The following is a 22720-nucleotide window of genomic DNA, read 5'->3' on the forward strand; positions in this document are numbered from 1 at the left end:
GTGCGCCTCATGTCCGGCGCAGCCTTGGGTCGACGGCGGCATAGGCCAGATCGACCAGAAAGGTCACGGCGATGACGGCGGCGACCAGCACCAGCACCGCCGATTGCACCACGATCAGGTCGCGCTGCGTGATCGCCTGAAAGATCAGGCGTCCCAGACCGGGCAGGTAGAAGACATTTTCGATGATGATCGCCCCCGCCAGAAGGAAGGAAAACTGCATCCCCAGGATCGTCAGCGCGGGGATCAGCGCATTGCGCAGGGCATGGCGATACAGGCTTTGCCGTGCGCTCAGCCCCTTGGCGCGGGCGGTGCGGATATAATCCTGCCCCTGCGTCTCGATCAGCGCGGATCGCAGAACGCGCGCCAGAATTGCCGCCTGCGGCAGGGCCAGCGCGATGGCGGGCAGCAGCAGCGCCTGCAACGCGGCCAGCGGCTGACCCCAGCCGGGAAAACCGCCCGCGGGCAGCCAGCGCAGCCTGACGGCGAAGACCAGCACCAGCAGCATTGCGAACCAGAAATTCGGCAGCGCGATGCCCAGTTGCGTGCCCGCCATGACCGCGACATCGCCTGCATGGCCACGCCTGCTGGCGGCATAAAGCCCCACCGGAAAGGCAATCGCCGCCGCCAGCAGCAGCGCCATGACCGCCAGCGGCAGAGAGACCTGAATACGGTCCATGATCATCGCCGCAACCGGCGTCTTATAGGTGAAGCTGGTCCCGAAATCGCCCTGCAGGATCGCGCCGACCCAATGGGCGTAGCGCAGCGGCAGCGGCTGATCCAATCCCATCTGCTGACGCAGGGCGGCCAGCGTCTCGGGCTGGGCGCCGGTGCCCAGCATGAAGCTGGCCGGATCGCCGGGAACCATCTCGACCACCGAAAAGATCAGTGCAGAGGCCACGATCAGGCTAAGCCCCAAAGACAGAAGGCGACGGAACAGATAGCGCAACATGGGATCGACGCTATTCCGACCCGCGATCCGCGTAAAGCCGCTTGCATGACGGGCTGGCTCTGCCAGATTACGGCACAAAGAGGAGGATGGGATGAGGCTTCAGGACAAGATCGCAATCGTCACCGGCGCGGGTTCGGGATTCGGTGCCGGGATCGCCCGCAAATTCGCCGCCGAAGGGGCGCAGGTGGTGGTGGCCGATATCAACGCCGATGCCGCGCAGCAGGTGGCGCAAGAGATCGGCGGCATGGCGATGACCTGCAATGTCGCCGATGGCGACAGCGTGGCCGAACTGGCGCAGGGCGTAACAGACGCCTTTGGCCGCATCGACATTCTGGTCAACAATGCGGGCGTCACCCATCTGCCCGCCTTCATGGAAGAGGTCAGCGAGGCGGATTTCGACCGCGTCATGGCGGTGAACTGCAAATCCGTATACCTGCTGGCGCGCCAGATCGTGCCGCTGATGAAGCAGGCCGGGTCGGGCAGCATCGTCAATATCGCCTCGACCGCAGGGGTGTCGCCCCGGCCCCGGCTGAACTGGTACAATGCGTCCAAGGGCTGGCTGATCACGGCAACGAAGGCCATGGCGGTCGAATTGGCACCGTTCGGCATTCGCGTGAACGCGCTGAACCCGGTGGCCGGCGATACGCCGCTGCTGAAAAGCTTCATGGGCGAGGATACGCCCGAAATCCGGGCCAGGTTTCTGTCCACCATTCCGATAGGCCGCTTTTCCACGCCCGAGGATATGGGCAATGCCGCCTGCTTCCTTGCCTCGGACGAGGCCTCGATGATTACGGGCGTCGCGATGGAGGTGGACGGAGGCCGCTGCATCTGACGCCGTAATTTCTCAGCCGGGAATTTTTTCCCATATTTTCGGGCGGAGTAGGGTAAATTTCCTGCGATCTGCACCGGCCCGTTCGGGAAAATGCCGTTTCGTGATAAGATATGACCCTGTTTTTCCAAGCGGGGTTTTACCATGGCAACGGTTAAGGGAAAGAAATCAATCACTCTGAACGGGACGGATCCCATCCGTCTGAACGGCAGGACAGAGTTTGAATGGCAGGATGACGGCTGGGCCGACGGCTTTTTCTTCTGGTCGCCGCAACGCGGATCCGTGCTGAATGTGACACTGGCGGCCAGCTGGGACGCGGGCTTCCTTCGCATCGCGGGAAATCTGGGCGCGCGGATCCGGGATAATGCGAATGGCGACCGTCAGCTTGACGGCATCTTCTGTTCCAACAGGGCCAATGACATCATCAATCTGCGGCGGACGGATGTCGATGTCATCCGCACCAATGGCGGCAATGACCGCGTCAATATCGGCGATGTCCGGTTCGAACTGCTCAGCACCGGAGATGGTCGTGACATCGTGAACCTGAATACGACAAGCTGGGTCGGCGCCGTCTTTCTTGGCAATGGCAATGACCGGATCACGGTCCGCGACCGCGATGCCGGGGTCAACATGATTTCCGGCGGAGAGGGCAATGACCGGATCACCGTCCGCGCCGAGGCCGAAGCGATCATGGCCAATCGCGGCAATGATGTGGTCGAAAACGGTGCCAACTGGATCGGCAGCATCAGTACCGGTCGTGGCCGCGATACGGTCATCCTGAACAAGGGCGATGTGGACTATATCTCACTTGGTCGCGACGCGGATACCGTGATCGCGCGGGTTCGCGGTGAGGACGCCGCCAGGGTGTTTATCGATGGCGGTGAGAATACCTCGGGCGGCAAGAACAGCGATATCGACAAGATCAGCTTTGCGAATTTCAGAAAAGCGCTGGATATCGATCTGGATAGCGGTCGCGTCAATTCTGATCAGGGGCGTTTCGAGTTGAAAAACTTCGAGACGGTCATTGGCGGCCGCGCGGGCGACAGGATCGCCGGTAATTGGGACGATAACCGGCTGGAAGGTCGCGCGGGTCACGATTCCATCTATTCAGGCGAAGGCGCCGATACCGTGGTTGGCGGGGGCGGTGCGGATCGCTTTGTCTTCCGCGACGTCGATGACAGGATGGACCGGATCGTGGATTTCCGGCGGGCGCAGAATGACAAGATCGACCTGCGAGAGATCAACGACGATTTCGACTTCATTGGTCGGCAGGGCTTTTCCGGCGACGGGCCAGAGGTCCGCTTTACCACGGGTGGCGGACAGACCCGCATTCAGGGCGATCTGGACGGCGATGGCGATGCCGATTTCACCATCGCCCTGAATCAGGCGCTGAACCTGCAGCAGAACGACTTTCTGCTATAGCCGTTCCGCTGGCGCGTCACAGGCTGTCGCGCCAGCGATTGACCAGCGGATAGCGGCGGTCCAGCCAGAAAGCCTTGGTCGAGATGCGCGGGCCGGGGGCGGCCTGATAGCGCTTCCATTCGCTGATATAGAGCAGCTTCTCGACCTGCTTGACCGTTTCCTCGGCAAAGCCCTGTGCGACCAGATCGGCAAGCGACAGGTCTTTCTCGACCAGACCTTCCAGAATGGCGTCCAGCACATCATAGGACGGCAGCGAATCGCTGTCTTTCTGATCGGGGCGCAGCTCGGCCGACGGGGGCTTGCTGATGATCTGCGGCGGGATCACCTCGCCCGGGCGGCCCAGCATCCAGTCACGATGATTGCGGTTGCGCCAGCGGCAGGTTTCGAACACGCGGGTCTTGTACAGATCCTTGATCGGGTTATAGCCGCCGGCCATGTCGCCATAGATCGTGGCATAGCCCACGGCGACCTCTGATTTATTGCCGGTGGTCAGCAACATTTCCCCGAATTTGTTCGAGATCGCCATCAGCATCACGCCGCGCAGGCGGGACTGGATGTTTTCCTCGGTCGTGTCGGGCTTGGTGCCCTCCATCAGATGGGCCAGCGCGCCTTCCACCGCGTCGCGGGCGCCATCGATCCTGACCGTATCCAGCCGCGCGCCCAGACGTTTCGCGCAATCGGCGGCATCGTCCAGACTGGCCTGAGAGGTATATTCCGATGGCAGCATCACGCAGCGCACGTTTTCCGGCCCCATGGCATCGGCGGCAATGGTCGCCACAAGCGCGGAATCGATGCCGCCGGACATCCCCAGAACCACCTTGGAAAAGCCGGATTTGCGCAGATATTCGCGCAGGCCCAGCATCATGGCGTGATAATCCTGTTCCCATTCATCGGGCTGCGGCGCCATCATGCCCGGCTGGGCCAGCCAGCCTTCATCGCTGCGGATGAAATCGACGGTCGCAATCGCCTCTTCGAAGGGCGGCAGTTGCAGGACCTTCTTGCCGCCGGGGTTCAGCACGAAACTGGCGCCGTCATAGATCTGATCGTCCTGCCCGCCGACCATGTTGACATAGACCAGCGGCAGGCCGGTTTCGACCACGCGGCCGACCATATGGCCCATGCGCAGGTCCAGCTTGCTGCGGTGATAGGGGCTGCCATTGGGAACGACCAGGATCTCGGCCCCTGTTTCGGCCAGCGTCTCGGCCACATCGGGATACCAGCTATCCTCGCAGATGGGCGAGCCGATGCGTACACCCGCGACCGGATAGGGGCCGCTGATCGCGCCGCTGTCAAACAGGCGCAATTCATCGAACAGCTGCTTGTAGGGCAGGTGATGTTTCAGCACCCGCGCCACCAGCTTGCCCTCATTGAAGACGAAATAGGCGTTGTACAGCTTGTCGCCGTCGCGCCACGGCGCGCCGATGCCAACAGCGGGACCGTCCTTGCAGGATTGACCAAAGGCCATGACCTGCGCCAGCGCATCGCGGGTAAAGGCGGGCTTCAGCACCAGATCCTGCGTCTGATAGCCGGTGATGAACATTTCGGGCAAAGCCAGCATATCGGCCCCGGCCTCCTTGGCGGCCTCCCATGCCTTGCGGGCCTTGGCGGCATTGCCGGGCAGATCGCCGACGGTGGCATTCAATTGCCCGATGGTCAGGCGGAAACGGTCGCTCATGATGTGGCCTCTGTTTCTCTGGCCCTCTGGTGATAGGCGAAGGTGGGGCAAAGGAAAAGTCGGGCTTTGCGCATTCGCCCCGGCTGCGCTAGACCAAGGGCAAAACGCAAGGGGCGAAGGCGATGACGGCGGCAACTTGGGCAGGAAAAGCGGCGCTGGCGCTGATTTTGGCGGCGGGTGCGGCAGATGCACAGGTCGAGATCAAGAAATACGACGATGGCGGGGTCTATGAGGGCACGTTCCGCAACGGGCTGAAACATGGGCGCGGCAGCTATACCTTGCCCAATGGCTTTCGCTATGACGGCGACTGGATGGACAACCAGATCCTGGGGCAGGGCACGGCCTCTTATCCCAACGGATCGGTCTATGAGGGTCAGTTCGCGGACGGCAAGCCCAACGGTACGGGCAAGATCACCTATGCCGATGGCGGAACTTATGAGGGGGACTGGGTCGGCGGCGAAATCACCGGGCAGGGCGTCGCGCGTTACGCCAATGGCAGCGTCTATACCGGCGCTTTCGTCAAGGGATTGCACCATGGCAAGGGCACGCTGACCCAGACCAACGGCTATAAATACGAAGGCGACTGGAACGCCGGGGTCAAGGAAGGTCAGGGCCGGATCACCTATCCCGACACGGCGGTATACGAGGGCGGCATGCTGGCCGGTCAGCGCGCGGGCAAGGGCAAGCTGACCATGGCGGATGGCATGACCTATGACGGGATCTGGTCGGCGGGTCAGATGTCGGGAACCGGTGTTCTGGTGCAGGCCTCGGGCGACCGCTACGAGGGCGAGATGCGCAATGGCCGTCGCGAAGGCAAGGGCGTCGCCACCTATCAGAACGGCGATGTCTATGACGGCCAGTTCGTCGCAGACCGCCGACATGGGCAGGGCACCTTCACCGGCACCGATGGCTATGTCTATACCGGATCCTGGGTCGAGGGCCGGATGGAAGGGCGCGGGCAGATCACCTATCCCGATGGCTCGGTCTATCTGGGACAGATGAAGGCGGACCGCCCCAATGGCACCGGCAAGATCACCTATACCGATGGGTCGACCTATGAGGGCAATTGGTCCGACGGTGTGATCGAGGGCGAGGGCAAGGCCGTCTACGGCAATGGCGTCACCTATGAGGGCGGCTTCCGCAATGCCCGCAGCGACGGGCAGGGCCGCATTACTTATCCTGACGGCTATGTCTATACCGGCGCCTGGCGCGAGGGGCAGCGCCATGGCGAGGGTCAGGCCACCTATGCCGATGGCAGCGTCTATACCGGGGGTTTCGTCAATGGGCTGCGCGAAGGCACAGGCAAGCTGACCACGCCGGGTGGTTTCATCTATGAGGGCGGCTGGAAAGCGGGCGAAATCGACGGCACCGGCATCGCGACCTATGACAGCGGCGATGTCTATGAGGGCGAGTTCGTCGCGGGCAAGCGCCAGGGTCAGGGCGTCATGCGCTATGCCACCGGAGAAGTCGCCTCGGGTGAGTGGGAAGAAAACCTGCTGGTTGACGGCGGCGAGGGCGCGCCGCAAGAAGGGCAGGGCGACGAAGCCTCACAAGATGCCCTCCAGAATGTCATACCGGGCCTGCCGGAAGAAAGTGAACCCGCGCGGTAAAGCCTTCGATCTGTTTCAGGTTCGTATAGCGCAAGACACTGCTCTCAATTAAAAAAACTGCCGCGCCAAGTGACTTTCTGCGAGACATGCAAGCAGAAAGTGGCCAAAGTATATGAACAACATTTTTATATATCGAGGATTTCTATGGGCATCAGATTGGTAATAGCCGCTGTAATGTTGGCGGTCGGCATAGGTCAGGCCGACGCGGCCACGGTTGAGTCACGGTCAGGATGGTTTACGCTCACTAGCTTGGAGGTTTTCTGCGGTTCTTATTGTAGTAACTACCCCGACAGTAGAACCAAATACTATGCTGGCTTGCGCGAGGGTCAGACTGCTTTGGGCCAGGTGACAATCTCCACCAGCGATGATGGCGAAATGGTTTATCTCTCGATGCGTTATGGGCCGACGCTGTCAACTTATCTATTTTCAGAGGGTCTCACCAGACAAGAAAATGGAACTTACAGCTATGACAGCGTTTACGATGTTCCCTGCTGTTATAGGTTTCGTATTGGATGGAACGGAAGGTCGGGGTGGTTTCGCTTCGAAGACGATGACCCCCCAATAGACAAATACGTCACTATCAATTTTGAAATCGCAGCTGTTCCCTTACCCGCATCTGCCGCACTTTTGCCGATTGGCATGGGCGCTTTGGCGATGGTTCGTAAACGCAAGCGGGCCAAGGTCACCAAGATTGTTCTATGACATCACGTCTGCCAGCCGTCCGGTGGACAGTCATGTGTAGAGTAACAAATAACGTATGGCTCGTTCACTCTGTGAACTATGATTGTAAAGCTACGACATCAGGCAGCAGATAATAAGGGCGATGCCACGCGTTAGCGCGTGGCCGCCATCAACGCGCTGCCGCCCAGCAGGAATGACCCGCCCGCATAGGCCAGACCCTTGCGGGCGCGGACGGTTTTTAACTGCTCGCTGATTTTCGAGGCCAGCAGCGCATAGATGCCCAGCACCACCATCACCACCACGCTTGACGTTGCCATCAGGATCAGCAGTTGCGGCACCTGTGCGGCGGCGGGGTCCATGAACTGTGCCAGGAACGCCATGTAGAACATGATCGCCTTGGGGTTCAGCACGCCGGTGACGAACCCCACGCGGAAGCCGCCTTTGGGCTGCGCATGCAGCTTGATCTCGGCCAGGGATCGCGCCTCGCGGATCTGGGTGAAGCCCAGATAGGCCATATAGGCGACACCCAGCCATTTCAGCACCATAAAGGCCATGCTGGATGAGGCGAGGATCAGGCCCAGACCCAGATAGGAGGCCGTCATGATCACCGCACCCCCGGCCACATCGCCCATAATGCAGGCCATTGCCGCGCGCTTGCCGCGTGACAGCGCCTGCGAAATTACCATCAGCACACTGGGGCCGGGAATGACCGACAGAATCGTATAGGCCAATGCGTAGGCAATCCAGTTTTCGACAGGCATTTCGGGCATCCTCATGCGGCGGTTTTTCGGTAATGGGGCTATCTGCGCCGGATTGGGGTCACTTGGCAACAGTTGTGATGCGGTGCAGCTTTTGCGATGGCAGATGTTCCTGTATTGTTCCTAAATGCAGATTCGTTCCCTCGCCCTGCCATCGGCAGAGTTCCGCGACGCCATCCAACTTGCCCCCGCACGCATGCATGAAGCCGGGGGAACGGGCCGCCATGCCTTTGCCATCTGGCAGGCGATTCGCCATCCGGGGTCGGTCTTCTGGGTGCAGCCCGCCCATGATCACAGCCTGCCCTTTCCGCGCGGCTTGCCCACAGAGCTCTGCAATCGCCTCTACATGCTGCGCCCGCAGTCAGAGGTCGATCTGCTCTGGACCGTGGAACAGGCGCTGCGGGCAGGTCCGGTCGGGCTGGTCATTGCCGCGCCCGAAAAGCCGCTATCGCTGACCGCGGGCCGCAGGCTGCAACTGGCCGCCGAGGAAGGGCAGACCGTCGCCCTGATGCTGATCGCCGAGAATGCGGGCTCGAACGCGACGGAAACCCGCTGGCATTGTCGGCCCTTGCCCTCGGGCGGCGAGGCGGCATGGCATGAATGGCATCTGGTCAAGAACAAGCGGGGCCGCAGCGCCTGCTGGCGTCTGGCCTGGGACGGCATCTCTGATCAGGTGACCGAGCTTGCGGATCTGCCGATGCCTCAGCCAGAGCGCGGGCGCCGCCAATCCGATAGTGGGGCGCATGTCGTGGATGCCGATCCTGTGGCAGCGGTGCTTGCCCTGTTGCAGAATGACCTGTCCAGCAAGGCCGAATGCCGGTGTGAGGATCTGTAGCAGGGTCCGACGCCCTGTCAGAAGGCAATGGGGTTTCCGGTTCGAACTGACGGCGTTCGGGCTGTGGGCGGGCCGTGCTCATCACGCCCGGCACCAGGTCCTGACGGCCCCGGGCCACGATCCGAAGGCGTATCGAGCCATTTGATACCGGGCCTGTGATGGCAGGCTATCAATTGATCAGGATCGGCAGCGTGAATGTTTGATTCGCACGCGGAAAGCCACGCGGCGCGGCCGGGCATCGGGCGCGACCTGCGGCGCGGGAAATCGCCTGATCCGTGCGCGCATTCCCGGTCGAACCGCCAAGACGGACCCCCTGAACGCGACCGCTTCTGGCAATAGTGATCGAGACACTGATTGTGAGACCTTCGCCGCTGCGCGCTTTTACACGTTTAACCTGTCTGGCAATACATGGCCCCACAAGGTCTCGCCAGGTGACTGTGATGCGCTGGACCTGCTGAGCGCTTGGGCCGGGTATGCCCTGCGGGGCGCTGCGGCTTGGCGCGGATCGCTGTGAGGATTGCTGGGTCTGTCGGCGCGGCTCTGCCTCGCTGCGGCGTTCCTGACGCGGCTCGGGATCCGGGCGGGTCTGTTTTTTGCGCCGTTCGGGGCGGCGATCCGGCGCAACGGATGAGGTGAGGGCCAGCGCCGAAGGTGTATCGACCTGCGGGATCAGCGAGGAAAAATCCTCGATCGGCTCCAGCTGTTTCGGTTCGGGAACCTCGATCGGATCGTCGACGGGCTCAGCCTCGGCTTCGGGTTCCGCTTCGGGCGCAGGTTCAGGTTCAGCCTGCGGCTGCTCTGCTGGAACCGGCTCTGGCGATGCGAAGGATTCGGGCGGCGCCATCTGGATATAGATGGCCTTGGGCAGCCCGGCCGGCGGGTTGGCGGCGGCCCAGCGTTCCGCCCAGATGCCCACACCGTAATGCAGCGCCAGAATGACCACGATGGCGCCCGCCCAAAGGGCCCATTCCCCGAAGATGTCGCCCCATTTCCTCATTCTGCGGGGGCTTCATTCGTGGGCGCGGCGGCCCCGGCCGTTTCGGTTGCCGGGGCAGCCGCGCCGGTTTCCAGCCCCACCAGCGCGATGCTGAGATAGCCATTGTCGCGCATGGAATTCATCACCGTCATCAGATCGCCATAGGCGACCTGCTTGTCGGCGCGCAGGAAGATCCGCTGGCCCTTGTCATCATTGGTCGCCTGCCGCAGCGCGGTGCCAAGCGAATCCAGCGGCAGCGTTTCATTGCCGATGGACAAGGTCAGGTCGGGTTTGACAGTGACAAAGACCGGCTGTTCAGGACGCTCGCTGGGGGTCGCGTTCGAGACGGGCAGATCGACATTGATATCCACCGTGGCCAGAGGCGCCGCGACCATGAAGATGATCAGCAGCACCAGCATCACATCGATGAAGGGGGTGACGTTGATCTCGTGATTCTCGACCAGATCATCGCCGTGATTTTCGCGGATGCCTCCGGCCATGGGTCATGCCCTCCGGGTTTCAGCGGGTGCCGCCGCTACGCCGCGAAAGTCCAGATCGCGGCTGACCATGCGGCGGATGCCCGCGGCGGCATTGGACAGGCGCAGGCGATAGCCGGTGATCGCGCGGGCAAAGACGTTGTAGATGACCACGGCCGGGATCGCGGCGACAAGGCCAAGGGCGGTGGCCAGCAGCGCCTCGGCAATGCCCGGTGCGACGACGGCCAGATTGGTGGTCTGCGATTCCGAAATGCCGATAAAGGCGTTCATGATCCCCCAGACGGTGCCGAACAGCCCGACAAAGGGCGCGGTCGAACCGATGGTCGCCAGAACGCCGGTGCCGCGCGACATGCGGCGCCCGGCAAGCGCCTCGATCCGGTCCAGATGCGAATCGACCCGCTCTTTCAGCCCGTCATCGCCCGCCTGATCCACCGCCACCAGTGAGCGGTCATATTCCTGCGATGCGGCCTGGATCATCCGCGACACGGCATCGCTGCGTGTGCCGCTGGATTGCAGGGCCTCGGTCAGGTTGGTCGATTGCGCAACGCGTTTGGTGCCTGCCTGCACGCGCATGCTGGCCTGCCACAGTTCCAGCATCTTGGCGACCAGCACCGTCCAGGTCACGACCGAGGCAAAGATCAGACCGACCATCACCGATTTCACCACCCAATCGGCGGCGCGATACATGCCCATGGGCGACAGGTCATGCGGCAGGTTCGGGTCGCGCTCTTCGGTCCGGGCCAAGGCCGGTGCGGGGGCGGCAGTGATCGCGGGTGCCGCGTCAGGGGCCGGGGCCGTTTCGGCCACAGGCGCCGTTCCCGTTTCCGTTGTCGGGCCCGTGGCCTCTGCCGCCTCGGTCGCGGTCGGGGCTTCTGCGGGCGCGGGCTCTTGCTGCGCGGCGACGGGGGATGCCAGCAGACAGGCAAGCGTGACGGCGATACCAGCACCACGGCGCGACAGTGGCATATGAGTCATGATGTTCCTTGTCTCTTTCGGCATATGGGTCTTTCGCTGGGCCAAAGGCATGGGCGGAATTGCCGCCCGATTCACCTTCGTTAACGCGACTTTTTCGGCGGTATCAAACGTCAGGGTAAAATTGTCAACTATTCGGCTGCGACTTGATCCGCGCATTCTGCGCTTGCCCAGCGAGCCCGGCTGTCGGAAAGTCGGGCGATGATCGCCCATCCCGCCATCATTCTTGCCGGAGGTCGCGCCACCCGCATGGGCGGCGGCGATAAACCGCTGCAACAGTTGGGCGGCGCTCCGATGCTGCAGCAGATCGTCGCGCGGCTTCGGCCGCAATGCGGCGATCTGGCGATCAATGCGAATGGCGATCCGAAGCGTTTCGCCGCCTTCGGCCTGCCGGTTGTGGCAGATCCCCTGCCCGATTATCCCGGTCCGCTGGCGGGTATTCTGGCGGGAATGGACTGGGCCGCCGCCCGGAACGCGGATTTCGTGGTGACGGTCGCCGGGGATACGCCCTTCTTTCCCCACGACCTGTCACAGAAATTCGCGGCCATGCAGGAGGGCCCTCATCCCGTCATCGCCGCCAGCCAGCATGCCGAAGGCGATCTGATCTGGCATCCTGTCTTTGGCCTTTGGCCGACCGGCCTGGCGGCGGCTCTGCGGTCATATCTGCGGGCCGGGCACCGGCGTCTGCGCGGATTTGCGCAGCAGCAGGGGGCCAGAATTGCTGTCTGGGACGGGCGCGATTTCGATCCCTTCTTCAACGTGAACGCCCCCGAAGACCTGATCCGGGCGCGACAACATCTTGAAAAACCTGCCTGAGAACGACCCCGTGTTGCGCCTGAAAGTATTGCCCGACAAAACCAGTCAACTATTTGTTTTCAAATATTTTTCTTGACTTCCCGCTGTGGCCGTCCTATCTGCTGACCCAAGATAGCAAGCCAGCGCCCAAGCCAGCCAGCAATCCCGAATTCCCGCCAGACCGAACCCCTATCCAGCCAGCACCCCATGCGGTCGCCAGCAAGACAGGTGTGTTTCGGCTCAGGCTGCTGCGGATCATCTTCCGCACCGCCAAACAGCCCCCATTTCTCAAAAAAACCACTGCTGCAACCGGCCTGAACGCGCGGCGCACCCGGCAGGCAGGATTGTATGTCTTGCGGCGGTGCTGTAGCTGAGACCCGATCCAAAGGGATTTTTCCGTGTCCGACGCTGAACCCGCGAATGGTTTTGTCTCACTTGTCTCGGCGGGGCCGGGCGATCCGGAATTGCTGACGCTGAAGGCTGTCAGCCGGCTGGCGCAGGCCGATGTGATCCTGTTCGACGATCTGGCCTCTGGCCCGGTGCTGGACCATGCCAATCCCGACGCCGAACTGATTGCCGTGGGCAAACGCGCAGGGCGCCCCTCGGCGCGGCAGGAACATGTGAATATGCAGCTGGTCAGCCAGGCCCGCGCCGGGCGGCGGGTGGTGCGGCTGAAATCCGGCGATTCCGGCATTTTCGGGCGGCTGGAGGAAGAACTGATCGCCCTGACCGAGGCTGGCATCCCCTTCGAGATCATTCCCGGCGTCACCTCGGCCAGCGCGGCGGCGGCGGCGGCAGGAATCCCGCTGACCCGCAGGTTGACGGCCCGGCGTGTGCAATTCGTGACCGGCGCCGATGTGACCGGCCACCTGCCTGAGGATATCAACTGGGCGGCCCTTGCCGATCCGCATGTCACCACGGTCGTTTTCATGGGGCAGCGCAGTTTTCCCAAGCTGGCCGAGGGGTTGCGCGCCCATGGCCTGCCCGGCGATACGCCCGCGCTGTTCGCCGAGGCGGTGGGCCATCCGCATCAGCGTTTGCTGCGCACCACGATCGACGAACTGGCCCGGATGATGCGTGACATCACCGTCGTGCAGCCGGGGCTGATCCTGTACGGACCACTGGTCCTGAAGGGCTACGGAAATACCTGAAAATAAAATAAAACTTGTCTCAAACCCTGCCTAGAAAGCGGGCGTTCGGAGGTGGGATTTAAGTGCCGCTTAAAGGCGGATCCCCTAGCCTGACTGCCCGGGATTCTGACGCAGTAGGGTTATGCTTTCCTATCGGCATGTGGTGACATTCGGCACCACACAACGCAGTTGGCTGTCAAAGGTCACCGATCTGGAGATTGCCCAGATCGGGGGACAATGGTTGCTTTTTGCGGTCAGCGGATTTGGCGGTGGGGTGTCCAGCTATCGCATCCCCGACCCGACAGCGCCGCTTGTCCGCGTGCATGGCAAGTCCTTCCCGTCGAACCTGACCTATCAGGGCGATCCCGATCTGACCGTGCTGACCACGGCGAACGGGTCTTATCTTCATCTGGGGCAACTGGGCGGGGCCGAGGCTTTGGGCATGGCCCTGTCGCCCGCAGGGACGATACAGACCCTGTCGCGGCTGTTTTCCGACAGCGCGGTCGGGACGAATATCTCTGCCATGGGGCAGGTCGGGGGCGGCGATTTCATCTACTCCGCGCATAAGGCGATCCTGCAGCTGGATGTGCAGAAGCTGCGCCCCGATGGCAGCCTGTCGCCCGATATCTCTTCCGCCAAGCTGAATGGCAGCGACGCGATGGAGGGGGCCTCGCTGGATCAGATCATCGATGTGGTGGTCGAGGGGCAGCGGATTCTGGTGGCGATTTCCGGGCTGGGCAACTTCGTTTCGACCCATCTTCTGTCAGAGAGCGGGCAACTGACCGGCGGCGCGATGCATGTCGCGGGGCAGGGAACGGGCTATTACGTCCCCTCGCAGGTCGAGGCGGTGCAGTTCGGCGACAAGACCTTCATCGTGGTGGCGGGCGCGACCTCATCATCGCTATCGGTGTTCCGGCTGGATAAAAATGGCGCGCTGACCACCACCGATCATATCGTGGATGAGTTGACGACGCGGTTCCAATCCGTCTCGGCCATCGCGACGGCGGTGGTGGATGGGCGCGCCTTTGTCTTCGTGGGCGGCGCGGATGATGGCATCAGCGTCTTCACCCTGCTGCCAGACGGGCGGCTGGTCTTTATCTATACCATCGCGGATACCGACGCGCTGACCCTGTCCAATGTCGGAGAGATGCGGGCAAGCGCCATTGACGGGCGCATCGCGCTTTATGTCACCAGCAACAGCGAAGTCGGGATCAGCCAGCTTCTGTTCGATCCCGGAAAGATCGGGACCACGGCGCTGGCCGGGTCGGGCGTCGTGACCGGCACCTCGGGCAATGACATGCTGGTCGCCTCTGCCGGGACAAGCGCGATCCGGGGCGGTGCCGGGGATGATGTTCTGGTCAGCGGCGATCGCAGCATCACGCTGACAGGGGGCGATGGCGCGGACAGCTTTGTCCTGACCCGCCCGGACGGGCGCATCCAGATCACCGATTTCGAGCTTGGCACAGACCGGCTGGACCTGTCCATGCTGGGGATGATTCGCAGCACCTGGCAACTGACCTTCCTGTCGCGATCCGACGGCATCCGCATCCTGTTCGGCGAGACGATCCTGGATATCGTCAGCCGCGATGGCAGGCGCCTGCGCCCCACGGATTTCAGCAATGAGATCTTCGCGATCGCCCATTACTGGCTGCCTGAACTGGATCCGATCAGGAACCGCCCCGAGGATCAGGCCACGACCCGGGGGCAATGGTTCTTTGGCACCGAAGCAGGCGACCGGATGGTCGGCGCGGGCGGTTCGGACGTGCTTTATGGCCGGGCCGGGCATGACACGATCTCGGGCGGGGACGGCCATGACACCATCATGGGTGAGGATGGCAATGACCAGCTGCGCGGTCAGAATGGCGACGATTATCTGCGCGGCCATGACGGCAGCGACTGGCTTTTCGGCGATGCGGGGAATGACGCGCTGCGCGGCGATCGGGGCAATGACACGCTTTATGGCGGCCATGATCAGGACGAATTATGGGGCGGAGAGGGGAATGACCGTCTCTATGGCGATCAGGGCAACGACACGCTGGACGGGGAAGCCGGGCATGACACGCTGGATGGCGGCGATGGCGACGATCTTCTCAGCGACAGTTCCGGTCAGAACGTCCTTCTGGGCCAGCGGGGTCGCGATACGCTGATCGGCGGATCCGGCACCGACAGCCTGCGCGGCGGCGATGATGACGACCTGCTGCGCGGGGGTCGCGGCAATGACACGCTGCGGGGCGACACTGGCAATGACCGCCTGTTCGGAGAGGATGGCGACGATCTGCTGCTGGACGACAGCGGCAATAACCTCATGGATGGCGGCGGCGGCAATGACGTGCTGACCGCTGGCAGCGGCGCCGACACGCTGGAGGGCGGGCCGGGCAATGACACGTTGCAAGGCGGCGGCGGCAATGACCGCCTGTCAGCAGGACCCGGCAAGGACCGCCTTTACGGCCAGGACGGCAATGACCTGCTGATCGCCGGTGATGACGGCTCGGTCCTCTATGGCGGCAATCACGATGATACATTGGTGGGCGGCGCCTTCGCCGATTATCTGCGCGGCGAATACGGGAATGACCACATCCGCGGCGGCGGCGGCAATGACAGGATCTACGGCGATGATGGCAATGATACCCTGTTGGGAGAGGCTGGAAATGACCTGCTTGAGGACAAATCCGGCCATAATTACCTAGAGGGCGGCGATGGTCAGGACAGCCTGATCGCGGGCGGAGGGCGCGATACGCTTTACGGTGGTGCGGGCGATGACAGCCTGTCGGGCGGCGATGGAGATGACAGGCTCTACGGTGGCGGCGGCCGCGACATCCTGCGCGGCGGCGGCGACAATGACTACCTGTCGGCAGGCGATGGCAACAGCCGCCTTTACGGTGACCACGGCAATGACAGCCTGTTCGGCGACAGAGGCAATGACCGGCTCTATGGCGGGGCGGGCGGCGACTACCTCGATGGCAAAGATGGCAATGACAGCCTGTTCGGCGGTGGCCATGGCGACACCCTGAAAGGTGGCGGCGGAAATGACCTGCTGAATGACCGCATCGGACATAACCGGTTCGAGGGCGGCGCCGGTCGCGACCGGATATTCGCGGGCGGCGGCAGGGATACACTTTTTGGCGGCCACGGCGACGATGTGCTGAATGCCGGCGGTGGGAATGACAGGCTGTTCGGTCAGGCGGGCAACGATCGCCTTGCCGGAGGCGGCGGACGCGACGTTCTGGTAGGCGGAGGCGGTCGCGATACCCTTCTGGGCGGCGGCGGGAATGACAACCTGATCGGTGGCGGCGGTCCGGACCGGCTTGCAGGCGGTGGCGGGCGTGACTGGCTGAAGGGGGGCGGCGGGCGCGATACCCTGCTCGGCGGCGGCGGCCCGGACAGGCTGTTCGGCAACGGCGGCCCCGACAGGCTGATCGGAGGTCCGGGACCGGACAAGCTGTTCGGTGGTCGGGGGCCGGACAACTTCGTCTATCTGCGCCCCCTTGACAGCAAACCCGGAAAATTCGCGGATTTCATCAAGGATTTCCGCCCCAATCAGGATCATCTGGAGCTTCGGCGCCTGAATCTCGACTATATCGGACAGGATGATTTCGACGGCGGCCGCCAATTGCGCTGGTCGCATGAGCGCGGCGATACGCATGTCCAGATCGATCTGAACGGCGACGGGCGCGCCGATATGCTGATCCGACTGGATGGCATCCTGCGCCTCGATGCGGATGATTTCCTGCTTTAGCCCCGCAACCGCGCGACCGCCCATTCTGCGGCATCGGCGACGGCAGCATCCGGATCGCCACGCAGCGCCGCAGCAGCCGGGATCAGCCCGGCATCCCCCGAATTCCCGATGGCATAAAGCACATTGCGGACAAAACGATCCCGCCCGATCCGCTTGATCGGACTGCCCGAGAACCGCGCCCGGAATGCCGCATCATCCAGCGCCGCCAACTCCGCCAGGGGCGGCGCATCGACAATACCCCGATAGCGCATCTCGGTCCCGGCCTGGGCGAATTTGTTCCAGGGGCAGACGGCCAGACAATCATCGCAGCCATAGATGCGGTTCCCCATCAGCGCCCGCAACTCCGGATCGACCGGCCCCTTATGCTCGATCGTCAGATAGGAAATGCAGCGCCGCGCATCCAGTTGGAAGGGCGCCGGAAAAGCCCCCGTCGGACAGGCGTTCAGACAGGCGCGGCAGGATCCGCAATGTTCGACCTCCGGCACATCCACCGGCAATTCCACCGTCGTGAAGATCGAGCCCAGAAAGAACCAACTGCCCAGATCGCGCGACAGCAGGTTCGTATGCTTGCCCTGCCACCCCAGACCCGCCGCCTGCGCCAAAGGCTTCTCCATCACCGGCGCCGTATCGACGAAAACCTTGATCGCCTCACCCCTGGCACGCTCCAGCAGCCAGCGCCCCAACCGTTTCAGTCGCTTCTTGACCAGATCGTGGTAATCCTTGCCATGCGCATAGACGCTGATCGCCGCCCGATCCCTTCGCGCCAGAACATCCAGCGGATCATGATCGGGCGTATAAAGCTCTGCCAACATGATCACCGACCGCGCCTCGGGCCACAGCGCAGCCGGATCACCCCGCCAATGCACCCGCTCATTCATCCATCCCATCTGCCCATGCCGCCCGGCTGCCAGATATTCCTGCAACCGCCCGGCCATTTCCGGCACCGCATCCGGGCGCGTGATCCGCATCCGCGAAAAACCCACCGCCTCGGCCTCCGCGGCCAGCGCCGCTTTCAGCATCTTTTGTGCAGAAATATCCTGGGGGGAATCGTCGTCAGACGATGGGGGGCAAGGCCCCCCTGCCTTATCCGAAGTCCAGCTCGGCATAATGCGGGGCCGGGTGAATGCCGGGCACCTGATCGGCCAGCACCGACCGGAAGGCCGGCCGGGACTTGATCGTCGCATACCAGTCGCGCAGCATCTCGGACCGGTCCCAATCCACGTCCGAGATGTAATCCAGGCAGGAAAAATGCGCCGCTGCGGTGAAATCGGCCAGGGTCAGCGTATTGCCCGCCAGCCAGCGCCGCGTCTCCAGAAGCGAGGTCAGGTAATCGATATGCTCCTTGATGGCGCGCAGCCCGTCCTTGACGACGCGGCTGTCGGGATAGCCCGACCTCTGAACCTTCTTCCACACCCGCTCGACCATGATCGGCTGCGTGACTTCGCTGTTGAACTTGTCATCGAACCAGGCGCATAGCCTGCGCACCTCGTGCCGCTCCAACGGCGCCTGCGGCATCAGCGGGGGCGTGGGCACGGCCTCGTCCAGATATTCCACAATGGCCTGGCTCTCGGCCAGCATATTGCCGCGATAGCGCAGGACGGGCAGTTTCCCGGCCGGGTTCCGCCGCTTCAGATCCGGCGGATTCTCCCAATATTTCTCATCGACCAGCTCGACCTCGATCTTCTTCTCGGCCAGCACCAGCCGCACCTTGCGGGAAAAGGGCGACAGGGCCGTGTGATAAAGCCGCGTGGTCTGCGTATTCGTATTCATTGACTGCTTCGAGACCCCTTATTGCGCAACGGCATCTTGATACGGATCTGGCGTCGCTGTTTCAACTGTCACCGCCGGTCTGAAAGCACTCAGCGCGCCCATCCCGCGCAATCGTGGCGGCCCCGTCGGCAATCGCCCGCGACCGGCGTGAGGCCTGATGCGGGCTGCGCGATTTCGGCGCGGGCAGAACCGCAGCCAGCCGCGCGGCCTGCACCCGCGTCAGGCGATCCGGGGTGGTGCCGTAATATTCCCGCGCGGCGGCGGTGATCCCGAAAACCCCGGGACCGAACTCGGCCACGTTCAGATAGACCTCAAGGATCCGGCGCTTTGACCAGAATGCCTCGATCATCGGCGTGAACACGGTTTCCAGCGCCTTGCGCGGCCAGCTTCGGGTTTGCCACAGATAGACATTCTTCGCCGTCTGCTGCGTGATGGTCGAGGCCCCGCCACTGCCGCCCGATCGGATCACATTGCGGATTTCCGTCATATCGAAGCCCCAATGCAGACAGAAATTCGCATCCTCCGCCGCCACTGCAGAGCGCAGCATGACCGGTGCGATATCCTCGATATCCGCCCAGTCGCGCGGCGCGATCTGGTGGTCACGCGATTCCTTGACGATGGTCCAGGTCGTGGGCGGGTTGATCAGCGCATAGAACAGCACCAATGCGGCCATCAGCAGCAGGCAGCGCAGCGCGAACCAGCGCAGCCAGATCAACACCCGCCGCAACGGCCGCCACCGCCGCGAAACGCGCGCCCCTCCCTTCGCGGTGGGCGCGTCGTCAATCGCAGGGGGCCGGAACAACATGCGCAGGATCATGGCACCGGCTTTGTCACGCCGGGCATATCCGCGTCAAGAAAGGCCTGTCAGACAGGCTGCCAAAGGCGGCGGATGAAAGGGGATTGTTCGTCATCAGGTCGTAATCGTTTAGGAGAAGTGAACAGCCCGTGATAGCCTGAAACTGTTTTGTACAATTTTATATAGGGTGCTGCCATGAATTTTCGTCAGCTCAGGAATTTCCTTCTTATCCTTGTCATTATCGCCGCGCCGGGCTTGGCCAGAGCCGCAACCGTCACCGAGACTTTCACCTTCAACGCCACACTGACGTCAGGCGACCTTCTCTGCGGAGATTCTGTTGGCTCCGAGACGTCATGCCCTGCCCAGTTCGGGCAACGCGGCCCGGCTCTGCTGACCTATGGGATGAGTATTGGAGAGACCTATGCAGGGATGTTCTCACTGACATTCAACGATACGGGACTGGAAAATGCCCGTTGCGAGATCAACGGAAAGAACTGCTATTACAGCGATGATTTTCTTCCCTCCACCCCGGTGGGATCAAGCCCTGGCAACATCGATTTCACCTTGAATTCGCAGATATCATCGGCATTTGACCTCAGCGGCAGCCCCGGTTCCTACGGCTATGGCACTGATTACATGTGGGATGATCAGGGCCTGTTTTACTATTCGATGGTAGATTTTGAGCTGACCGAAGTGGTCTACACGAATTCGGCGCTTGCGCCGGTTCCGCTTCCTGCCAGCCTGCCCTTGCTGGGAGGCGCGTTGTTCGGGTTCGGCGCGTGGCGCCGCATGCGCAAGGGGTGATTGCGGGGGAAAGCCGGGTGACGGGGCCCGGCTTTCCTTTGGTCGCGCTCAGGTGGTTTCGGCGGCTGCCTCTGGCGCAGCGGCAGGGGGAGCCGCCTGTCCCGAAAATGCCGCGCGCAGTTTTTCTTCGGCATCATTGCTGAGCGAGGTTTGCAGAACGCGCCCCTTCTCGTGGAAGCTCTTCAACCGCTCCAGCACCTTGTCGGCGGTCATTTTCCGGATCAGCACGAACACGGCCGAGCCGCCGGGTTGAAGCGACTGTGACGCGTCCCGCATGAAGTCGTCATTGATGCCGACATCCGACAGCTTTCCGGCCAATGCGCCCGAGGCCGCGCCAACCCCGGCCCCCAGAAGCGGATTCAGGAATAACAGCCCGACAAGGCTGCCCCACAGCCCGCCGCTGACCGCGCCTGCGGCAGTCAGGTTGACGGCCTGATGCAGTTTGATGTCCTGTTCCGACGAGCGTGTGACGACGACGGCATCTTCCAGTTCGATCAGGTATTCCTGCTGCATCCTGACCAGCTCTGTACGCAGATCAAAGCCCGTGGGCTCGTCGTCGAAAGCAATAGCAATCAGTTCTGACATGGTAGTCCCCTTTCAAAAAGAAGCCCCTGAATGCTAGGACAGTCACGAAACTTCACAAGCATATGATGACGCAACGGCAGGTTTTGGCCGAGAGGCGCGGCATCTTGCCATGCTGCGTGCCGCAGGGCATAGAAAATCAACAAGATTGGTGCTGAAATTTCATGAAATCTGCTGTCACGCTGATGCTGATTCTGGCCTTTACCGGCATGACCATCCTTGTCGCGGGCGGCGGTCTTTCCGGAAAAAGCTGTTCATCGCAATTTCGGGTGGCGCAGATGTGTTATGCCGCGACCCTACCTGCCGCATCGGTGCAGGAGGTGAAGAAAGCGCCCGCATGTTGTGATCTGATCCTGTCCCGAGAGATCTTTCCGACAGCACCGCACGCAGAAAGCCGCGCCCTTGCGATGTCTTATCCGCGCCGTAACGGCGTGACGGTCGCCGTGCCGCTGCGGCCACCCGCCGCCTGATCCGGCTTCCCATTCCGACATTCAACCGCTTGCGGTTGCCACATATCACGGCGGCCGATGATGGTCGCTTTTCTGGAGACGAATATGAGCTATCAAACAGACGATACCCGCCTGATCATCCCGGGCCTTGGCGGGCTTTACGCGGCCCTGTCGCCGCTGGCCATCACCTATATGCGCGTCATCGCGGGCGGAGCCTTCATGGTGCATGGCTGGCCCAAGATCAACAATCCGATGGCTGCGGTCGGCATGGTGGAAGGTCTGGGCTTCTACCCGGGCGCATTCTGGGCGCCGATGCTGGCAGGGACTGAGTTTTTCGGTGGCCTGCTGCTGTTGCTGGGTCTGCTGACGCGTCCCGCGGCGGTTGCCACCTCGATCGTGCTTTGCGTGACGACCTATTTCCACTGGGTCGCCAATGCCGAAGGCTATGCCGGTGCCGAAAAATCCCTGCTGTGGCTGGGGCTGACCGTGTTCTTTGCCGTGCATGGCGGCGGGCGCTTGTCGTTGGATCGTCTGATCGGGCGTCAGTTCTGATCCTGCCCCAAATCCTGACATGGAAAACGCGGCCCATTCCGGGCCGCGTTTGCTTTTGAAATTGCACGCTATCTTGATCGGTGAGTGTTCCGTGCAAGAATGGAACGGTCACGAATCGCGAGTTTCGGGACATTTCTATTTTCATTGGGAGGATTTTACGATGCGAAGCTTAAGAGGCCTTCTGGCCGTCCTGCTTTTTCTGACGGCACCAGCCCTTGCGAAGGCGGCGACAATCACTGAAACTTACACATTCAACCTGACCTACAAGTCGGGCGGGCTGACATGTGAAGGCTACTACTCGACACCTGATGTTTATCCGGACCTCGGTGAAACTACCAATCTTGGTTATTTTGCGGTCTGTCCAGGGTATCCCAGGCCTGCACCATTTGTGAACAGCTTCGATGAGATTGCCTCTGGCCAGATCGATATCACATCCGTTGATGGCCTGTTTATCGGCGCGACCTGCTCTATCAATGGTTGGAACTGTAACTACATTGACTGGAGTGGCATTGTTCACGGAAACAGTACGTATCCGCTTGGGCCGAACCCAGGGGGTATTGATCTGGGTGCCGCGTCAGATTTGACTTCGTTTTTCTACATTTATGGTGGGAGCGGAACTTACAATTATCACACAAATTATGATGACTTTAGCTACACCGTTCCAGATGGTGACAATTATTATTTTTATAATATGACCTTTTACGACGTCCTATTCGATTTGTCGGACATCACCTATTCCAGCGGCCAGCCGGCGCCAGTCCCGCTTCCCGCAGGCCTGCCTTTGCTGGGTGGAGGCCTGATTTCACTTGTGATGCTGCGCCGCCGACGCATCGTAGCCTGAGAATCGAGAAACCGGGGGTGATGCCCCCGGTTTCTTTACGCTATGCGATCCGATATCGGAC

The 22720-nt window shown here is 61.9% G+C and carries 22 protein-coding genes; 12 read left to right on the forward strand and 10 right to left on the reverse strand.

Annotated features, from left to right (window positions below; genetic code table 11):
* Positions 1-7: 7 nt before the first annotated feature.
* On the reverse strand, positions 8-949 hold the full coding sequence (locus JHX87_RS13600) for an ABC transporter permease (RefSeq protein WP_271884256.1): 942 nt from the start codon (positions 947-949) through the stop codon (positions 8-10).
* A gap of 91 nt (positions 950-1040) precedes the next feature.
* Between JHX87_RS13600 and JHX87_RS13605 the strand changes: the two genes are divergently transcribed.
* Both JHX87_RS13605 and JHX87_RS13610 read left to right on the forward strand, forming a co-directional pair.
* Complete coding sequence (locus tag JHX87_RS13605; protein WP_271884257.1) at positions 1041-1781, forward strand: SDR family oxidoreductase; 741 nt, start codon at positions 1041-1043, stop codon at positions 1779-1781.
* A 141-nt stretch (positions 1782-1922) separates the two neighbouring features.
* Positions 1923-3200 (forward strand): calcium-binding protein, encoded by a 1278-nt coding sequence (locus JHX87_RS13610; protein WP_271884258.1) that lies wholly within the window; start codon positions 1923-1925, stop codon positions 3198-3200.
* Positions 3201-3216: 16 nt separating this feature from the next.
* Here JHX87_RS13610 and JHX87_RS13615 read toward each other — a convergent pair whose 3' ends face one another.
* Complete coding sequence (locus tag JHX87_RS13615) at positions 3217-4875, reverse strand: NAD+ synthase (RefSeq protein ID WP_271884259.1); 1659 nt, start codon at positions 4873-4875, stop codon at positions 3217-3219.
* Between the two features lie 122 nt (positions 4876-4997).
* On the opposite strand from JHX87_RS13615, the gene JHX87_RS13620 reads away from it, so the two are divergent.
* Both JHX87_RS13620 and JHX87_RS13625 read left to right on the forward strand, forming a co-directional pair.
* Positions 4998-6485, forward strand: a complete 1488-nt coding sequence (locus JHX87_RS13620; protein WP_271884260.1) for a 2-isopropylmalate synthase — start codon at positions 4998-5000, stop codon at positions 6483-6485.
* A gap of 99 nt (positions 6486-6584) precedes the next feature.
* Entirely contained in the window at positions 6585-7187 is a 603-nt protein-coding gene (locus JHX87_RS13625; protein ID WP_272833699.1) for a VPLPA-CTERM sorting domain-containing protein, read from the forward strand.
* Positions 7188-7318: 131 nt separating this feature from the next.
* Here JHX87_RS13625 and JHX87_RS13630 read toward each other — a convergent pair whose 3' ends face one another.
* A complete protein-coding gene (locus JHX87_RS13630) occupies positions 7319-7927 on the reverse strand; it encodes a LysE family translocator (RefSeq protein WP_271884262.1) in 609 nt (202 codons plus the stop codon).
* 124 nt (positions 7928-8051) lie between these two features.
* Between JHX87_RS13630 and JHX87_RS13635 the strand changes: the two genes are divergently transcribed.
* Positions 8052-8759: an ImuA family protein gene (locus tag JHX87_RS13635; protein WP_271884263.1), complete on the forward strand. Its 708-nt coding sequence runs from the start codon at positions 8052-8054 to the stop codon at positions 8757-8759.
* Between the two features lie 169 nt (positions 8760-8928).
* Here the strand turns inward: JHX87_RS13635 and JHX87_RS13640 are convergent, their stop codons facing one another.
* From JHX87_RS13640 to exbB, 3 genes are read right to left on the reverse strand one after another with little or no spacing between them, the layout of a single operon-like run.
* Entirely contained in the window at positions 8929-9756 is an 828-nt protein-coding gene (locus tag JHX87_RS13640) for an energy transducer TonB (RefSeq protein WP_271884264.1), read from the reverse strand.
* Complete coding sequence (gene exbD / locus JHX87_RS13645) at positions 9753-10235, reverse strand: TonB system transport protein ExbD (RefSeq protein ID WP_271884265.1); 483 nt, start codon at positions 10233-10235, stop codon at positions 9753-9755. Before exbD ends, JHX87_RS13640 begins: the two co-directional genes overlap by 4 nt.
* A gap of 3 nt (positions 10236-10238) precedes the next feature.
* On the reverse strand, positions 10239-11207 hold the full coding sequence (exbB, locus tag JHX87_RS13650; protein WP_271884266.1) for a tonB-system energizer ExbB: 969 nt from the start codon (positions 11205-11207) through the stop codon (positions 10239-10241).
* A 198-nt stretch (positions 11208-11405) separates the two neighbouring features.
* Between exbB and mobA the strand changes: the two genes are divergently transcribed.
* The 3 genes from mobA (at position 11406) to JHX87_RS13665 (ending at position 16865) form a co-directional block, all read left to right on the forward strand.
* Complete coding sequence (mobA, locus tag JHX87_RS13655) at positions 11406-12020, forward strand: molybdenum cofactor guanylyltransferase MobA (protein WP_271884267.1); 615 nt, start codon at positions 11406-11408, stop codon at positions 12018-12020.
* A 377-nt stretch (positions 12021-12397) separates the two neighbouring features.
* Positions 12398-13150, forward strand: a complete 753-nt coding sequence (gene cobA / locus JHX87_RS13660; RefSeq protein WP_271884268.1) for a uroporphyrinogen-III C-methyltransferase — start codon at positions 12398-12400, stop codon at positions 13148-13150.
* A 121-nt stretch (positions 13151-13271) separates the two neighbouring features.
* Positions 13272-16865, forward strand: coding sequence for a calcium-binding protein (locus tag JHX87_RS13665; protein WP_271884269.1), 3594 nt, complete (start codon positions 13272-13274; stop codon positions 16863-16865).
* Here JHX87_RS13665 and queG read toward each other — a convergent pair.
* The 3 genes from queG to mtgA form a co-directional block, all read right to left on the reverse strand.
* On the reverse strand, positions 16862-17884 hold the full coding sequence (gene queG / locus JHX87_RS13670; RefSeq protein WP_271884270.1) for a tRNA epoxyqueuosine(34) reductase QueG: 1023 nt from the start codon (positions 17882-17884) through the stop codon (positions 16862-16864). The two genes, JHX87_RS13665 and queG, sit on opposite strands and share 4 nt — an antisense overlap.
* 64 nt (positions 17885-17948) lie before the next feature.
* Positions 17949-18635 (reverse strand): FtsZ-binding protein FzlA, encoded by a 687-nt coding sequence (gene fzlA / locus JHX87_RS13675; protein ID WP_271884271.1) that lies wholly within the window; start codon positions 18633-18635, stop codon positions 17949-17951.
* A 61-nt stretch (positions 18636-18696) separates the two neighbouring features.
* Positions 18697-19440 carry a monofunctional biosynthetic peptidoglycan transglycosylase gene (mtgA, locus tag JHX87_RS13680; RefSeq protein WP_377776071.1) on the reverse strand — a complete coding sequence of 248 codons (744 nt, stop codon included), beginning with the start codon at positions 19438-19440 and terminating at the stop codon, positions 18697-18699.
* 186 nt (positions 19441-19626) lie between these two features.
* On the opposite strand from mtgA, the gene JHX87_RS13685 reads away from it, so the two are divergent.
* Positions 19627-20235 carry a VPLPA-CTERM sorting domain-containing protein gene (locus JHX87_RS13685; RefSeq protein WP_271884273.1) on the forward strand — a complete coding sequence of 203 codons (609 nt, stop codon included), beginning with the start codon at positions 19627-19629 and terminating at the stop codon, positions 20233-20235.
* Between the two features lie 48 nt (positions 20236-20283).
* Here the strand turns inward: JHX87_RS13685 and JHX87_RS13690 are convergent, their stop codons facing one another.
* Complete coding sequence (locus tag JHX87_RS13690) at positions 20284-20820, reverse strand: DUF1269 domain-containing protein (RefSeq protein WP_271884274.1); 537 nt, start codon at positions 20818-20820, stop codon at positions 20284-20286.
* 161 nt (positions 20821-20981) lie between these two features.
* Between JHX87_RS13690 and JHX87_RS13695 the strand changes: the two genes are divergently transcribed.
* The 3 genes from JHX87_RS13695 to JHX87_RS13705 all read left to right on the forward strand — a co-directional run bounded on the left by JHX87_RS13695 (position 20982) and on the right by JHX87_RS13705 (position 22659).
* Entirely contained in the window at positions 20982-21287 is a 306-nt protein-coding gene (locus JHX87_RS13695) for a hypothetical protein (protein WP_271884275.1), read from the forward strand.
* Between the two features lie 84 nt (positions 21288-21371).
* Positions 21372-21818, forward strand: a complete 447-nt coding sequence (locus JHX87_RS13700) for a DoxX family protein (RefSeq protein ID WP_271884276.1) — start codon at positions 21372-21374, stop codon at positions 21816-21818.
* 19 nt (positions 21819-21837) lie between these two features.
* Positions 21838-22659 carry a VPLPA-CTERM sorting domain-containing protein gene (locus JHX87_RS13705; RefSeq protein WP_271884277.1) on the forward strand — a complete coding sequence of 274 codons (822 nt, stop codon included), beginning with the start codon at positions 21838-21840 and terminating at the stop codon, positions 22657-22659.
* Positions 22660-22720: the final 61 nt, after the last annotated feature.

The sequence above is a fragment of the Paracoccus fistulariae genome (genome assembly GCF_028553785.1).
Classification (GTDB): domain Bacteria; phylum Pseudomonadota; class Alphaproteobacteria; order Rhodobacterales; family Rhodobacteraceae; genus Paracoccus; species Paracoccus fistulariae.

What these genes read in the sequence shown, in the direction of transcription:
- JHX87_RS13615 (WP_271884259.1), bottom strand. Translation starts at nt 4,875, where the DNA reads ATGAGCGACCGTTTCCGCCTGACCATCGGGCAATTGAATGCCACCGTC.
- queG (WP_271884270.1), bottom strand. Translation starts at nt 17,884, where the DNA reads ATGCTGAAAGCGGCGCTGGCCGCGGAGGCCGAGGCGGTGGGTTTTTCG.
- JHX87_RS13630 (WP_271884262.1), bottom strand. Translation starts at nt 7,927, where the DNA reads ATGCCTGTCGAAAACTGGATTGCCTACGCATTGGCCTATACGATTCTG.
- mobA (WP_271884267.1), top strand. Translation starts at nt 11,406, where the DNA reads ATGATCGCCCATCCCGCCATCATTCTTGCCGGAGGTCGCGCCACCCGC.
- JHX87_RS13690 (WP_271884274.1), bottom strand. Translation starts at nt 20,820, where the DNA reads ATGTCAGAACTGATTGCTATTGCTTTCGACGACGAGCCCACGGGCTTT.
- fzlA (WP_271884271.1), bottom strand. Translation starts at nt 18,635, where the DNA reads ATGAATACGAATACGCAGACCACGCGGCTTTATCACACGGCCCTGTCG.
- JHX87_RS13695 (WP_271884275.1), top strand. Translation starts at nt 20,982, where the DNA reads ATGAAATCTGCTGTCACGCTGATGCTGATTCTGGCCTTTACCGGCATG.
- JHX87_RS13640 (WP_271884264.1), bottom strand. Translation starts at nt 9,756, where the DNA reads ATGAGGAAATGGGGCGACATCTTCGGGGAATGGGCCCTTTGGGCGGGC.
- mtgA (WP_377776071.1), bottom strand. Translation starts at nt 19,440, where the DNA reads ATGTTGTTCCGGCCCCCTGCGATTGACGACGCGCCCACCGCGAAGGGA.
- JHX87_RS13705 (WP_271884277.1), top strand. Translation starts at nt 21,838, where the DNA reads ATGGAAAACGCGGCCCATTCCGGGCCGCGTTTGCTTTTGAAATTGCAC.
- exbB (WP_271884266.1), bottom strand. Translation starts at nt 11,207, where the DNA reads ATGACTCATATGCCACTGTCGCGCCGTGGTGCTGGTATCGCCGTCACG.
- JHX87_RS13665 (WP_271884269.1), top strand. Translation starts at nt 13,272, where the DNA reads ATGCTTTCCTATCGGCATGTGGTGACATTCGGCACCACACAACGCAGT.
- JHX87_RS13600 (WP_271884256.1), bottom strand. Translation starts at nt 949, where the DNA reads ATGTTGCGCTATCTGTTCCGTCGCCTTCTGTCTTTGGGGCTTAGCCTG.
- JHX87_RS13635 (WP_271884263.1), top strand. Translation starts at nt 8,052, where the DNA reads ATGCAGATTCGTTCCCTCGCCCTGCCATCGGCAGAGTTCCGCGACGCC.
- JHX87_RS13620 (WP_271884260.1), top strand. Translation starts at nt 4,998, where the DNA reads ATGACGGCGGCAACTTGGGCAGGAAAAGCGGCGCTGGCGCTGATTTTG.
- JHX87_RS13700 (WP_271884276.1), top strand. Translation starts at nt 21,372, where the DNA reads ATGAGCTATCAAACAGACGATACCCGCCTGATCATCCCGGGCCTTGGC.
- exbD (WP_271884265.1), bottom strand. Translation starts at nt 10,235, where the DNA reads ATGGCCGGAGGCATCCGCGAAAATCACGGCGATGATCTGGTCGAGAAT.
- JHX87_RS13685 (WP_271884273.1), top strand. Translation starts at nt 19,627, where the DNA reads ATGAATTTTCGTCAGCTCAGGAATTTCCTTCTTATCCTTGTCATTATC.
- JHX87_RS13610 (WP_271884258.1), top strand. Translation starts at nt 1,923, where the DNA reads ATGGCAACGGTTAAGGGAAAGAAATCAATCACTCTGAACGGGACGGAT.
- JHX87_RS13605 (WP_271884257.1), top strand. Translation starts at nt 1,041, where the DNA reads ATGAGGCTTCAGGACAAGATCGCAATCGTCACCGGCGCGGGTTCGGGA.